This is a genomic window from Celeribacter halophilus, assembly GCF_900114135.1.
Taxonomy (GTDB): Bacteria; Pseudomonadota; Alphaproteobacteria; order Rhodobacterales; family Rhodobacteraceae; genus Celeribacter; species Celeribacter halophilus.
In genome coordinates, this window is the sequence record NZ_FORY01000002.1 from 104,815 (window position 1) to 118,204 (window position 13,390).

Annotated in this window: 11 protein-coding genes; 4 read left to right on the plus strand and 7 right to left on the minus strand. The window is 61.4% G+C overall.

Annotated features, from left to right (window positions below):
- Positions 1-19 precede the first annotated feature (19 nt).
- From BM152_RS02260 to BM152_RS02270, 3 genes are all read left to right on the plus strand, one after another.
- Positions 20-2,002: a heme lyase CcmF/NrfE family subunit gene (locus tag BM152_RS02260; protein ID WP_066605957.1), complete on the plus strand. Its 1,983-nt coding sequence runs from the start codon at positions 20-22 to the stop codon at positions 2,000-2,002.
- Positions 1,999-2,448, plus strand: coding sequence for a cytochrome c-type biogenesis protein (locus tag BM152_RS02265; RefSeq protein ID WP_066605958.1), 450 nt, complete (start codon positions 1,999-2,001; stop codon positions 2,446-2,448). Before BM152_RS02260 ends, BM152_RS02265 begins: the two co-directional genes overlap by 4 nt.
- A 127-nt stretch (positions 2,449-2,575) precedes the next feature.
- The gene (locus tag BM152_RS02270) at positions 2,576-3,352 is read left to right on the plus strand and encodes an enoyl-CoA hydratase-related protein (protein WP_066605959.1); all 777 of its coding nucleotides are present in this window, start codon (positions 2,576-2,578) and stop codon (positions 3,350-3,352) included.
- A 115-nt stretch (positions 3,353-3,467) separates the two neighbouring features.
- Here the strand turns inward: BM152_RS02270 and gltA are convergent, their stop codons facing one another.
- Positions 3,468-4,766 carry a citrate synthase gene (gene gltA / locus BM152_RS02275; protein WP_066605965.1) on the minus strand — a complete coding sequence of 433 codons (1,299 nt, stop codon included), beginning with the start codon at positions 4,764-4,766 and terminating at the stop codon, positions 3,468-3,470.
- A 292-nt stretch (positions 4,767-5,058) separates the two neighbouring features.
- Entirely contained in the window at positions 5,059-6,513 is a 1,455-nt protein-coding gene (gltX, locus tag BM152_RS02280; protein ID WP_066605968.1) for a glutamate--tRNA ligase, read from the minus strand.
- Between the two features lie 81 nt (positions 6,514-6,594).
- Here gltX and BM152_RS02285 point away from each other — a divergent pair, with 81 nt between their 5' ends.
- On the plus strand, positions 6,595-8,769 hold the full coding sequence (locus tag BM152_RS02285; protein ID WP_066605971.1) for a ComEC/Rec2 family competence protein: 2,175 nt from the start codon (positions 6,595-6,597) through the stop codon (positions 8,767-8,769).
- Between the two features lie 72 nt (positions 8,770-8,841).
- On the opposite strand, the gene lexA is transcribed toward BM152_RS02285, so the two are convergent.
- The 5 genes from lexA to BM152_RS02310 form a co-directional block, all read right to left on the minus strand.
- The gene (gene lexA / locus BM152_RS02290) at positions 8,842-9,576 is read right to left on the minus strand and encodes a transcriptional repressor LexA (protein ID WP_066605975.1); all 735 of its coding nucleotides are present in this window, start codon (positions 9,574-9,576) and stop codon (positions 8,842-8,844) included.
- Positions 9,577-10,052: 476 nt separating this feature from the next.
- The gene (locus BM152_RS02295) at positions 10,053-11,225 is read right to left on the minus strand and encodes a molybdopterin molybdotransferase MoeA (RefSeq protein WP_066605990.1); all 1,173 of its coding nucleotides are present in this window, start codon (positions 11,223-11,225) and stop codon (positions 10,053-10,055) included.
- A complete protein-coding gene (gene moaC, locus BM152_RS02300) occupies positions 11,226-11,738 on the minus strand; it encodes a cyclic pyranopterin monophosphate synthase MoaC (protein ID WP_066605993.1) in 513 nt (170 codons plus the stop codon).
- A gap of 9 nt (positions 11,739-11,747) precedes the next feature.
- Positions 11,748-12,548: an indole-3-glycerol phosphate synthase TrpC gene (gene trpC, locus BM152_RS02305; RefSeq protein ID WP_066605995.1), complete on the minus strand. Its 801-nt coding sequence runs from the start codon at positions 12,546-12,548 to the stop codon at positions 11,748-11,750.
- A 103-nt stretch (positions 12,549-12,651) separates the two neighbouring features.
- Positions 12,652-13,362 carry a haloacid dehalogenase type II gene (locus BM152_RS02310; protein ID WP_066605997.1) on the minus strand — a complete coding sequence of 237 codons (711 nt, stop codon included), beginning with the start codon at positions 13,360-13,362 and terminating at the stop codon, positions 12,652-12,654.
- Positions 13,363-13,390 lie beyond the last annotated feature (28 nt).

Below are 13,390 nucleotides of genomic sequence, written 5' to 3' on the forward strand. Positions count from 1 at the left end.
GGCAAAAGAGGAAGCCACCATGCTCGTTGAACTCGGACATTTCGCCCTCGTGCTGGCCTTTGCTGTGGCCTTGGCACAGACTGTTCTTCCGCTTTGGGGGGCGCAGACCCGCAATCCGGCGCTTATGGCCGTAGGGGAACCTGCGGCGATGATCCAGTTCGTGCTGGTGACCTTTTCCTTTGGCGTGCTGACCTATGCCTTTGTGACCTCGGATTTCTCGCTCAAGGTTGTGATGGAAAACTCCCACACGCTCAAACCGATGCTCTACAAGGTCTCCGGCGTTTGGGGCAACCACGAGGGCTCCATGCTGCTCTGGGTTTTGATCCTTGCCCTGTTCGGAGCCACGGCGGCGCTGTTCGGCGGTAATATTCCGGCCACGTTGCGCGCGCGGGTCATCGGCATTCAGGGCTCTATCGGCGTGGCGTTTTTGGCCTTCATCCTCTTTACCTCCAACCCGTTTGTGCGCCTCGCCATACCGCCGATGAACGGGCAGGACCTGAACCCGCTTCTGCAAGACCCCGGTCTCGCCTTTCACCCGCCGTTTCTCTATCTCGGCTATGTCGGTCTTTCCATGACCTTTTCCTTTGCTGTGGCGGCCTTGCTCGAAGGCCGTGTGGACGCCGCTTGGGGGCGCTGGGTGCGGCCCTGGACGCTGGCGGCTTGGGTCTTTCTGACCATCGGCATCGGCCTTGGCTCGTGGTGGGCCTATTACGAGCTGGGCTGGGGCGGGTTCTGGTTCTGGGATCCGGTGGAAAACGCCTCGCTCATGCCGTGGCTCTTTGCCGCCGCGCTGTTGCATTCCGCTATCGTGGTCGAGAAACGCGAGACGCTCAAAAGCTGGACCATCCTGTTGGCGATCATGGCGTTCGGCTTTTCGCTCATCGGCACCTTTCTCGTGCGCTCGGGCGTGATCACTTCGGTGCATGCCTTTGCCAATGATCCCGAACGTGGCGTCTTTATCCTGTTGATCCTTGCTGTGTTCATGGGCGGGGCACTGGCGCTTTTCACCCTGCGCGCCGGTGTCATGCAGGCCAAGGGCGTCTTCGCTCTGGTCTCCCGCGAAAGCGCGCTGGTCATGAACAACATATTGCTCGCGGTCTCTTCGCTCGTCGTCTTTATCGGCACGATCTGGCCGCTGGTGGCCGAAGCTCTCTGGGCGCGTAAACTCTCCGTCGGGGCGCCGTTCTTTGACGCGGCATTCACGCCTTTCTTCGTGGCTCTGGCGATCCTTCTGCCGATCGGGGCGATCTTGCCGTGGAAACGTGCCAAGCTGGGCGCGAGCGTCAAAAAGCTCCTCCCGTCGCTCATTCTGGCGTTTGCGGTGCTTGGCCTCATCTGGTCGATCCAGACACAGAAAACCCTGCTTGGCCCCATTGGCCTTGCGCTTGGCACATGGCTTGTGGCCGGAGCGGTGCAAGATATCCTGCTGCGCACCGGCAAGAGCGTGAACCTGTCGCGTCTCTCTCGTCTGCCGCGCGCGGACTGGGGGCGGCTTCTGGCCCATGGCGGGCTTGGCATCACTATGGCCGGCATCTCCGGGCTGACCGCATGGACCGTCGAGGACATTCGCGTGGTGCAGATCGGCGAGTCCTTTGATGTGGCGGGCTATACTATCGCGCTGGAGGCGGTCGAACGTCAGCAGGGGCCGAACTACATCACCACAATGGCCACGATGGAGGTGTTCAAAGACGCCAAGCACATCGCCACATTGCATCCCGAAAAACGCTCTTATCCGGTGGCCCAGATGCCCACGACCGAAGCGGGGATCGACAACGGTTTCCTGCGTGACATCTATCTGGTGATCGGGGACATCCAGTCCAATGGTGGCTGGGCCGTGCGCACCTATATCAAGCCTCTGGCCAACTGGATCTGGGGCGGGACGATCATTATGGCGCTTGGCGGCTTCCTGTCGCTCACAGACCGCCGCTACCGTGTGGCTGCAGGGGCGCGCAAGGCGCAAACCCCGCGCAAGGTCACGGCCAAAGGAGTGCCTGCCGAATGAAACATCTGCTCCTTGTCATCGCGCTTTTGACAGCCGCGCCGGTCCTTGCCGTGCAGCCGGACGAAGTGCTGCCCGATCCTGTCATGGAGTCTCGCGCCCGCGACATTTCCCAAGGGCTGCGCTGCCTCGTCTGCCGCAACGAAAATATTGACGAAAGCAACGCGGAACTGGCCCGCGACCTGCGCCTTCTGGTGCGTGAACGTCTGGTCGCGGGGGATAGCGATGAAGAGGTCGTGGACTATGTTGTGGACCGCTACGGCGAATATGTGCTGTTGAAGCCGACGCTGACAGGGGCCAACAAACTGCTCTGGGTCGCGGGGCCCGCCATGTTGATCCTCGCTCTGGGCATTGGCATCGGGTTCATTCGCCGCCGCGGCAAAGAACCCGAGGTTGCGGAATTGACGGATGAGGAAAAGCGCCGCCTCGAAAGTCTGCTTCAGGAGTAAAGCGCGTATCAAACACTCTGCACCGTCAACCTGCATTGTAAGTCTACAGTGTCGTGACGGGGCGTTTCTCTTCCTTTTGTCCGGTGCTTCGCTATCTTGAACGCAAGCAACGGGAGAGAGACGCACCATGCAATATGAAACCATCCGCTACACCGAGGACAACAACATTGCCGTGGTGACGCTCAACCGCCCCGAGGTGCTCAATGCGCTCAACACCCAGATGCGCGCCGAGATCACCTATGCGGTGCGCGATGCGGCCAAAACCGCCCGCGTGATCGTGCTGACGGGAGAGGGGCGCGCCTTTTGCTCCGGTCAGGATCTGGGCGATGGCGTGGATGCCGCCACGGCCGATCTCGAACGCACGCTGCGCGATGAGTATGAGCCTATGGTCCATGCCATCCACGACAGCCCTGTGCCCACCATCGCTGCTGTGAACGGCACTGCGGCGGGGGCAGGGGCCTCTCTCGCACTGTCCTGCGATGTGGTGATCGCCACACATTCCGCAGTCTTCCTGCAAGCCTTTTCGCGTATCGGCCTTATCCCCGACGCAGGCGGCACCTATATGCTGCCGCGCCTTGCCGGGCTGGCCCGCGCTATGGGAGCGGCGCTTTTCGCCGACGAGATCACCGCCACGCAAGCCATGAATTGGGGGATGATTTACGAGGCCGTCGCGGATGCCGATTTTGAGGCCCATTGGCAGGCCCGCGCCGCTTACCTCGCCAAAGGTCCGACCGCCTCCTACCGCTACCTCAAAGACGCCATGCACGCCTCCTATGACAATACGCTCAAGGAACAACTGGCGCTGGAGGCCAAGTTGCAAAACCGCTGCGGCCAGACCCGTGATTTCAAAGAGGGTGTCATGGCCTTTCTTGAAAAGCGTAACCCCCGCTACGAGGGGCGCTAATCCGCCCATAGGCGCACGGCGACAGAGGGTTTTGTTTCCTTTGTGCCTTAAATACTCAAAAGAAAACCCGCCTCGAAAGAGGCGGGTTTTGCTATTTCAACATGTCGAGAGAGCTTTAGTCGCGATCTTCGACATTCACATAGGGGCGCTGGGTGGCGCCGGTGTAGAGCTGACGCGGACGACCGATTTTCATGGCCGGATCCTCAATCTGTTCTTTCCACTGGGAAATCCAGCCGACGGTGCGCGAGAGCGCGAAGATCGGGGTGAACATCTCGGTCGGGAAGCCCATGGCCTCCAGAATAATGCCGGAATAGAAATCGACGTTCGGGAAGAGTTTCTTCTCCGCGAAATACGGATCAGCCAGAGCGGCTTTTTCAAGCTCTTTGGCGACCTGAAGCGTCGGGTTGTTTTCGACGCCCAGAAGTTCGAGAACCTCGTCGGCAGACTGTTTCATCACCGTCGCACGCGGGTCGAAGTTCTTGTAGACGCGGTGCCCGAAGCCCATGAGGCGGAACGGATCGTTCTTGTCTTTGGCGCGGGCGATGAACTCGGGGATACGGTCCACAGTGCCGATTTCACGCAGCATTTCGAGGCAGGCCTGGTTCGCACCACCATGCGCCGGCCCCCAGAGGCAGGCGATCCCGGCAGCGATACAGGCAAACGGGTTGGCACCCGAAGAAGAGGCCAGACGCACGGTCGAGGTCGAGGCGTTCTGCTCGTGATCGGCATGAAGCGTAAAGATACGGTCCATTGCGCGCGACAGGATCGGGTTGACCTCATAGGTCTGGGCCGGAACCGAGAAACACATGTTGAGGAAGTTCGACGCGTAGTCGAGATCGTTGCGCGGATACACAAAGGGCTGACCGATCGTGTATTTATAGGCCATCGCCGCGATGGTCGGCATTTTGGCGATCAGGCGGATGGTGGCCACTTCGCGCTGGTGCGGATCTGCGATGTCGATGGAGTCGTGGTAGAAGGCGGACATGGCCCCGACCACACCGACCATGATGGCCATCGGGTGGGCGTCGCGGCGGAAACCGGAGAAGAATTTGAGCATCTGCTCGTGCACCATCGTGTGATGGGTCACGGTGTTCTCGAATTTTTCCATCTGTGCCGCGGTCGGCAGTTCCCCGTAAAGCAACAGGTAACACACTTCGAGGAAGTGGGATTTCTCGGCCAGATCGCCGATCGTGTAGCCACGGTGCAAGAGCACGCCTTCGCCGCCGTCGATGAAGGTGATCGCACTTTCACAAGACGCGGTGGAGGTAAAACCCGGATCATAGGTGAACACGCCGGCTTGCGCGTAGAGTTTACGGATATCAACGACATCCGGGCCCGCAGTGGGAGAGTAAACAGGAAGATCGTAAGATTGCCCGTCGAGCGTCAGGGTCGCGGTTTTCTGAGTGTCTGCCATCGTCATTCCTTCGGTTGGCAGCGGTCCTCTCGTCGTCCTTATCAGATGGGCCGAGAGGCCGCTGGTGGTCTGGCGGGCGCCCGGGCGTTTTCCCGGACATCCTATGGGCGTGGACCCTCACGCGGGTCCGTCTGTGGCCGGTACGGATCAGGGGCGTGCCGTGTTTCAAACGTCGCAATTCCCTGAGCCTCTCGGCCCGTTCCGAAGCAGGCGCTCCGGTTCAACTCTTGCCGTGACCGTTTTGATCCGGTCACCCGCGTGACCCGATCCCAATTCCGAAGGATCCGGTCGCTTATTCCGATGTCATGTTTTCCGATACAAACTCCCGGAAATCGTTGATCCGCGCCAGAGTTTCCTCGCGTCCTAGGACCAACATCATGTCAAGAACACTTGGGGTGACAGCCCGGCCTGCGAGAGCGGATCTCAAAGGTCCGGCAATCTTCCCGAACCCAAGCTCCATCGTCTCCATCACGCGGCCAATCGCCTCCTCCAATGCGTTGCGGTTCCAGCTAGCATTTTGCAGGTGCGGCGTCAATTCTTCCAGTATACCGTTGGATACTGAATTGACCTGTTTTTGTGCTTTCTCATCCATGTCGACCGGACGCGACACAAGCGCAAACCGCGCTTTTTCAATAAGTTGCGGGTAGGTCTTCGCGGAACCTTTCAAGCAGGACAGCGCCTCGGAAAGTCGCTGTTTTTGTTCTGCCGAGAGGGCCTGTGCGCCAGAGGCTGCCAGATAGCCGTCAATTTCGCTCAAGATTTCGGCATCCGGCAGGATCGCGATATGCTGTCCGCAGATATTCTCCAGCTTCTTGGTGTCAAAGCGGGCAGGTGCCTTGTTGATTCCATCGAGATCGAACCATTCCATCGCCTGTTCGTCTGTGAAAAACTCGTCATCCCCGTGCGACCAGCCCAACCGTGCGAGGTAGTTGCGCATGCCCGAAGCCGGATAGCCAATAGCCTGATATTCCTTCACGCCGACTGCGCCATGACGTTTCGACATTTTCTTGCCGTCCGGCCCGAAAATCAGCGGGATATGTGCATAGACCGGTAGCGGCCAACCCATTGCGTCGTAGATCGTCATTTGCCGTGCGGCATTGGCGAGGTGGTCGTCCCCGCGGATCACATGGGTCACGCCCATATCGTGGTCATCGACAACAACAGCCAGCATATAGGTCGGTGTACCGTCCGAGCGTAACAGGATCATGTCATCAAGCTGGTCGTTCTTGAAGGTCACATCGCCTTGCACCTTGTCCTTGACCACGGTGACACCTTCGCGCGGGGCTTTCACGCGGATTACATAGGGCGCATCGGGATGGTCGGATTCGGGCACATCACGCCACGGCGAGCGGAACAGGGTGCTTTCCTTTTTCGCGCGGGCCTCTTCGCGGAAGGCGGCGATTTCCTCTTGGGTGGCGAAACATTTGTAGGCCTTGCCCATCGCCAGCATCTCGCGGGCGACTTCGGCGTGACGCTCGGCGCGTTCGAACTGGCTCACCGCCTCGCCGTCATAGTCCAGTCCGAGCCATGCCATGCCGTCGAGAATGCCCTGCGTCGCCTCGGGCGTCGAGCGCGCGCGATCCGTGTCCTCGATCCGCAGCAGGAACTTGCCGCCACGCCCGCGCGCATAAAGCCATGAGAACAGGGCGGTGCGGGCGGTGCCGATGTGCATGTCCCCTGTGGGCGAAGGGGCGATGCGAGTGACGACAGGCGTATGGGAGGCGGTTTCGGACTGGGCTGGGGACATGGGAGAATTAACCTTTTGGTAACCATGTTGGCGGATGATTTTCGTCACTCGGCATAAGCGAAGGTGGAAGGGGAAACAAGGGTGCGCGCCCTCACGTCATTGCTACAGCTCCCCCTCGACATCGTCGACCGACAGCATGGGCGGTTGTTCCTCTGGCTGCCGGTCTGTTTTGCCGTGGGCATCGGTCTTTTCTTTGCGCAATCACTTGAACCGTCCCGTGTTCTGCTTTGGGCGCTTGCAGGGGCGGGGGCGCTGGCGCTTCTGGCCTTGCGCCGGATGCCGCCCCGCGCGGCCCCACTGTTGATCGCGGTGGTGGCTGTGATCTGCGGATTTGTGAACGCCGGTCTGCGCACGCATCTGGTGGCCGAACCTGTGCTCGGATTTCGCTACTATGGCCCTGTCGAGGGGCGGGTCATCAAGATCGACCGCTCCGCCTCAGATGCGCTGCGGTTGACGCTGGACGAGGTGGTGCTGCGTGATGTCTCACCGGAACGGGTGCCTGCTCGGGTGCGTGTGTCCCTGCACGGGCGGCAGGATTTCGTTAGCCCCGCTCCCGGTATGCGTCTGGCCATGACCGCACATCTCTCCCCGCCGCCGGGGCCCACGGAGCCGGGGGGCTTCGATTTCCAGCGCATGGCGTGGTTCGACCGGCTGGGCGCGGTGGGTTACACGCGAGTGCCTGTGCTGCGCGTGGCGGAGAGCGATCCCACGCCCTTGCTCTGGGTGCACCAGTTGCGCCAAAGCCTCTCGACAGCCTTGCAATCCCGTCTTTCCGGCCAGACCGGTGCCTTTTCGGCCGCCATTCTGACAGGGGACCGCTCGGCCATTTCCTTTGACACCTCCGAGGCGCTGCGCGGGGCCAACCTGTCGCATCTTCTGGCTATTTCCGGTCTGCATATGGGGCTGCTGACGGGGGCGGTGTTCTATGCGCTGCGGTTGATGCTGGCGATGATCCCCGGCGCGGCACTCACGTGGCCGATCAAGAAGATCGCCGCTGCGGGAGCCTTGGTCGCAGGCGGCTTTTACCTCGCCTTGTCCGGTTTCAACGTGGCGACCGAGCGGGCCTTTGTCATGGTCTCTGTCATGCTGGTGGCCGTGCTACTTGATCGGCAAGCCATCTCTCTGCGTGCTGTGGCGCTTGCTGCCTTAATTCTCTTGCTGATCCAGCCCGAAGTGCTCCCCGAACCGGGGTTCCAGATGTCTTTCGCGGCGACCACCGCTCTTGTCGCGGTCTTCTCGATTGTACGGCGTTTGTCGCTCATGACACGTTGGCCACGCTGGATACGTGGATTGGCAACGGTGGTGCTGTCCTCTGCGGTGGCGGGGATTGCAACGGCCCCCGTGGCGGCGGCGCATTTCAACCGGATTTCCGATTACGGGTTGATCGCCAATGTCACCGCCGTGCCGGTGATGGGCGCGGTGGTCATGCCCGCAGCGGTGTTGGCCCTGTTGCTCACGCCTTTGGGGCTACAGGGGCTGGCGCTTGCGGTGATGGGGCAGGGTATACGCTGGATACTCTTTGTGGCCGGCACCGTGTCTTCATGGGAGGGGGCTGTCAGCCGTATTGTCGCGCCGCCGCCGTCCACTTTGCCGTTGATCGCTTTGGGCGGAGTGTTTGTCATCCTTTGGCGCGGGCGCTGGCAGGTTTTGGGTGTCCTGCCTGTAGCGGTGGGATTTCTGCTTTGGGCCTTGCATGAGCGTCCGACGCTTCTGGTCTCTGATGACGGGGGCTTGGTCGGGCGATTGAGCGCCGAGGGGCGTGCGCTGTCCAAGTCCAAGGGCGCGGGGTTTGCCGCGCGGGTCTGGCTGGAGAATGATGGGGACAGGCCGGATCAAGCGCGCGCAGCCGCGCGGCCTATGCCGCCGCTGGTGCCGCCGCTGGATGTGGCAGGCGTGCGGATCAAGCATGTCACGGGACGGGGCTGGCAGGAGGTCGCGCAAACGGCCTGTCGGCACGCCGATCTGGTGATCGTCAACAAGGTTTGGGAGGGCGCGAGGCCGGAATTCTGTCTTGTGATTGATCTGGCTGTGCTGCGTCAGAGCGGGGCGCTGGCGTTTCGGGAGGAGCGCGGTGCGTTGTGGCTGGACACGGCCTATGGGGTCGCCGGAGCGCGATACTGGAATACGCCGGAACTGCGGGAGGGCAAGGCTGTAACGGCGCGTGAGGCGCGGGCCAAGAGGCCGCCTGTCGCCTTGGGGCTGCGCTTCGGAGCGGCTGAGGCCGGAGAGGTGCGGCTTGCGCAGAGGGAGAGATAGAAATACGCCGCGCTGGGGTGCAGCGCGGCGTGTCATGAAAATCAAGGTTTATCGCGGTTCAACCGCGGGCTTTTAGTAGCTGCGGATCAATCCGACGAGCTTGCCCTGAACCTCGACCATATCCGCAGGCAGAACGCGGGTTTCAAAGGCGGGGTTGGCCGCCTCCAGCGCGATCATGTCGCCTTGGCGTTTGTAGCGTTTGAGCGTGGTCTCATAGCCCTCGACCATCGCCACAACAATGTCGCCATCCTTGGCCTGAGTGGTTTCGCGGATGACCACTATGTCGCCGTGGTTGATACCGGCCTCGATCATGGATTCGCCTTTGACTTCAAGTGCGTAGTGGTTGCCGCGACCAGAGAGCATGGAGCCGGGGACAGCCACATTCGTGGCCCCGTCCGCAACCGCCTCGATCGGCACACCCGCAGCGATCTTGCCCATGATCGGCAGGTTGATGGCGGAGACGGTTTCCACATCCAGAGCCCCTGCGGGAGGAGGTGCATCGGGCCGGTCGCCATCGATGACACGCGGTCTGAATCCCGAGGCCTGTGGCGACGTCTGTGCCGATGTCGGAGCCGAGGGCGCACCGCCCAGGCTTTCGGGCAGTTTGATGATTTCAATGGCCCGCGCACGATGGGCGAGACGGCGGATGAAACCGCGTTCTTCCAGCGCCGTGATCAGTCGGTGAATGCCGGATTTGGAGCGCAGGTCCAGCGCCTCTTTCATTTCGTCAAAGGAGGGCGGCACCCCGTCGCGCTGCATGCGCGTGTTGATGAAATCCAGAAGCTGGAGTTGTTTTTTCGTCAGCATCGGCTCGGTCCTCTTCTGTCCCCGATCGTGTTTGCGGGGGTGACCTGTTAGGTCTTGTCCTGTCCCGACTGGCGCATGACCCGCATCAAGGCGACGTTCCTGAGACGGGACCCAATGCACAGGAACGGGGGGAATAGCGCCCGATATATGCATTTTCCTGAGTCCTGTCCCTGACTCGCTACCGTCCAAAAGGCCCTGTGTTTTGTGGCAATGAAACCGCACGGGGCCGCCTGAATGGGTCAAACCCCAGATGGGTTTTCCACTATGTTCCGATAATGTTCTATCGCTGTTCCCTAAATGTGTCAATTACCCAATCCCTTACAGACCTGGTCCGCGCGTTTCGTGTTTGCACGGAGCGCGTCACATAGGGTTGAAATTGGGAGGGTAAGGTTAAAATCAGGTTAAAGCGTTTTGGGAAAAGCGGCGTTGCGGTTTTGCGGGGCGCGCCGTGTGCCCCAAGGGCTGTGCCCGGCCCGTTAGAGCCGGATCACCTCGACCGTTTCCCCCGCCTCGCGGGCCGGATCATGGGGCGGGCGGACCAGAAGCGCATTGGCCTGTGACAGGATCGACAGCAGCGAACTGTCCTGTCGGGAAAAGGGCTGCACTCCGTCGGACTTTTGTATGGCACGCATGTAATGTTCGCGCGGACCATTGGCGGAGACCGGTGCCATCAGCACGGCCTTGTGACGCGGGGCAGGGCTTGGCGGCAGACCTTGCAGCACATCCATCGCGGGGATCATGAACAGCCGTGCGGTGATCATGGCGGAGACCGGATTGCCCGGCAGACCCAGCATAAGCGCCGTGCCGAGGCGTCCGGCCATGAGCGGCTTTCCGGGGCGCATGGCGACTTTGTAGAAGGCACGGTCAAGGCCGAGGCTCTCGACAACCTTGCCGACCAGATCGTGATCCCCGACCGAAGCCCCGCCGATGGAGACGATGAGATCGGCGTCTGCGGCCATCTCGAAGGTCGCGCGCAGCAGGGATTCGTCATCCGGCGCAATGGGCAACATGCGCGCAATACCGCCGGCGGCTTCGACCATGGCCGAGAGGCCGAAAGCGTTGGAGGCGATGATCTGGCTCGGCCCCGGCGTCTCGCCCGGCATGACCAGTTCGTCTCCGGTGGAGATGATCGCCACGGTGGGGCGTTTGTGGACGGTCACTTCGGGAATGTTCATCGCCGCCAGAAGGGCGACATCCTGAGCACTCAGGCGGCGCGGGGCGGTGATCCGGTCGCCGGATTTGAAATCCCCGCCCAAGGGCCGGATGTTGCGGTTCTCGGAAAGCGTCTCTGTCACCGTGATCGCGTCGCCCTCGCGGCGTACGTCTTCCTGAATGATGACGCGGGTGACGCCTTCGGGCACGGGCGCGCCGGTAAAGATACGCACGGCCTCGCCATCCCCCAGCGTCCCGTCATAGCTGTGACCGGCAGCACTTTCGCCAATGACCGTGAAACGGTCGCCGGGCTGCGGATGTTCGGCCCGCACGCCATAGCCATCCATCGCGGAGGAGGCGAACGGCGGCTGGTCGCGCTTGGCCACGGCATCTTCGGCCAGAACCCGACCGGCGACTTCGCGCAGCGGCAGGCGCTCTGTGTCCAGAGGGGTGCAGAGGGAGAACAGGTTGTCGAGCGCGTCGGAAACAGAAATCATTTAGTCAGCCTCACCAGAAATCTCACCGGAAACATCGCCGGAAATTTCGTAAGTTCCGGATTTGCCGCCTTCCTTGCGCAGAAGATGGGTCTGCACGATCTCCATGCCCTTCTCGGCGGCCTTGAGCATGTCATAGACCGTGAGCGCGGCCACAGAGGCGGCGGTGAGTGCTTCCATCTCCACGCCGGTCTGGCCGGAGGTTTTCACTGTGGCACGGATGCGGATGCCCGGAAGGGTGGCGTCCGGTTCGAGATCGAGCGTCACCTTGGAAATCGGCAGCGGATGGCACAGCGGGATCAGATCGGAGGTGCGTTTCGACCCCATGATCCCAGCCAGCCGTGCCACGCCGAGAACATCGCCCTTTTTCGCTGTGCCCTCCGTGACAAGCGCCAGCGTTTCAGGGCGCATCCTTACGGCGGATTCCGCTGTTGCCAGACGGTCGGTAACAGGTTTGCCGGAGACATCGACCATATGGGCGTTGCCGTCCCCGTCGAAATGCGTGAGCTTTGCCATACTGTCCTCTTATGCCGGAACCGGATTGGCCAGAAGGGTGCGGGTGGCCGCTTCGACATTGTCCTGCCGCATCAGGCTTTCGCCAATGAGGAAGCACCGCGCCCCGTAACCGGCCATGTCGGCAAGGTCTTTAGGGGTGAACAGCCCGCTTTCGCAGACCAGATCCTTGCCTTCGGGCACCATTTTCGACAGCTCGCGTGTGGTGTCGAGCGTGGTTTCGAAGGTCTTGAGGTTGCGGTTGTTGACGCCCAGAAGCGGGGATTTGAGCGCAAGGGCGCGTTCCAGTTCCTCGGCGTCATGCACCTCGACCAGCACATCCATGCCGTAGCCGAAGGCCGCGTCTTCCAGTTCGGCGGCCTGCGCATCATCGACAGAGGCCATGATGATCAGGATTGCATCGGCACCCCAAGCGCGGGCCTCCGTCACCTGATAGGTGTCATACATGAAATCCTTGCGCAGCGCCGGCAGGGAGACAGCGGCGCGGGCGGCTTTCAGGAATTCCGGTGCGCCTTGGAAGGACGGCGTGTCGGTCAGCACGGAGAGGCAGGTCGCGCCGCCTGCTTCATAGGCGCGCGCAATGGCGGGCGGATCGAAGTCGGGGCGGATGAGCCCTTTCGAGGGGGAGGCTTTCTTGACCTCCGCGATGAGACCGTAGCCGGATGTCGCGGCCGATTGCAGCGCCTTGGCAAAGCCGCGCGTGGGGCTTTGGGCAGAGGCTTGGGCCTCAAGTTCGGACAAGGGCACGGTTTGCTTGGCCGTTGCCACTTCTTCGAGCTTATAGGCTTTGATTTTATCGAGAACTGTAACCATAGCCCTCTGATACAGGGGCGGCGCGGGGTTTGGAAGACGGTTTGAGAGCAGGCGCGGGATTTCGTCGCGCGCTGCGTTTGTGTGTCGGGCCTGTGTCTCTGCGTCAGGCGGTGAGACCCGCGATCAGTTGATCTGCCAGTTCGCCCATATCCCGCCCGATGAAATCCGGTTGCGGCACCTGTGCCAGCGCGAGCGGCGCATTATGCGGGCGGGCGACAAACCCGCCACGCCATCCGCGCGTCTGTGCGCCAATCGTGTCCCAGATATGACAGGCAATCATGCAAAGCTCTTCGGGTTTCGCGCCCAGAGTTTCTGCCGTGCTGTCATAGACGGTGGGGTGAGGTTTGAACCGCTCGCTCGCATGCACGGTGAAATGCGCCTCGAAGAATGAGGCAATGCCAGCATTTTCCAGAGGCGAGAGGTCAGGAGAGGGCGCCGAATTGGTCAGGGTGACCAGCCGGAACCCCGCGTCCTGCAACCGCGTCAGGGCGGGGGCCACATCGGGATAGGCGGGCATGGAGGTCAGGCGGGTTTTCAATTCCGCGATGTCGTCGGGTGTTACCTCTGCCTGATGGTTTGCCGCGACCATTTCAAACACGGCGGCGGCGATCTCTCCGAAGGGGCGATAGAGGCCCGTCAGAGTGAGGGTCTGGGAGTAGAGGATCAGTTCGGGGAACCATTCGCGCAAGACCTTCGCATCCCCGAAGACGCGTTCGAAGAGCGGGGAGAGGCTCGTGAGGTCCAGCAGTGTTTCATTGACGTCAAACACCAGAATGCCGGAGCGCGACGGGTGGGCTGTGTGGCTTGGCGTCATGAGGGAGACCTTTCACATGGGGTTCGGG

Excerpts from the sequence above, each read along its gene's own strand:
- BM152_RS02260 (WP_066605957.1), top strand. The coding sequence starts at position 20 with ATGCTCGTTGAACTCGGACATTTCGCCCTCGTGCTGGCCTTTGCTGTG.
- moaC (WP_066605993.1), bottom strand. The coding sequence starts at position 11,738 with ATGGCAAAGCTCACGCATTTCGACGGGGACGGCAACGCCCATATGGTC.
- BM152_RS02295 (WP_066605990.1), bottom strand. The coding sequence starts at position 11,225 with ATGATTTCTGTTTCCGACGCGCTCGACAACCTGTTCTCCCTCTGCACC.
- BM152_RS02270 (WP_066605959.1), top strand. The coding sequence starts at position 2,576 with ATGCAATATGAAACCATCCGCTACACCGAGGACAACAACATTGCCGTG.
- BM152_RS02265 (WP_066605958.1), top strand. The coding sequence starts at position 1,999 with ATGAAACATCTGCTCCTTGTCATCGCGCTTTTGACAGCCGCGCCGGTC.
- BM152_RS02310 (WP_066605997.1), bottom strand. The coding sequence starts at position 13,362 with ATGACGCCAAGCCACACAGCCCACCCGTCGCGCTCCGGCATTCTGGTG.
- gltA (WP_066605965.1), bottom strand. The coding sequence starts at position 4,766 with ATGGCAGACACTCAGAAAACCGCGACCCTGACGCTCGACGGGCAATCT.
- lexA (WP_066605975.1), bottom strand. The coding sequence starts at position 9,576 with ATGCTGACGAAAAAACAACTCCAGCTTCTGGATTTCATCAACACGCGC.
- trpC (WP_066605995.1), bottom strand. The coding sequence starts at position 12,548 with ATGGTTACAGTTCTCGATAAAATCAAAGCCTATAAGCTCGAAGAAGTG.
- gltX (WP_066605968.1), bottom strand. The coding sequence starts at position 6,513 with ATGTCCCCAGCCCAGTCCGAAACCGCCTCCCATACGCCTGTCGTCACT.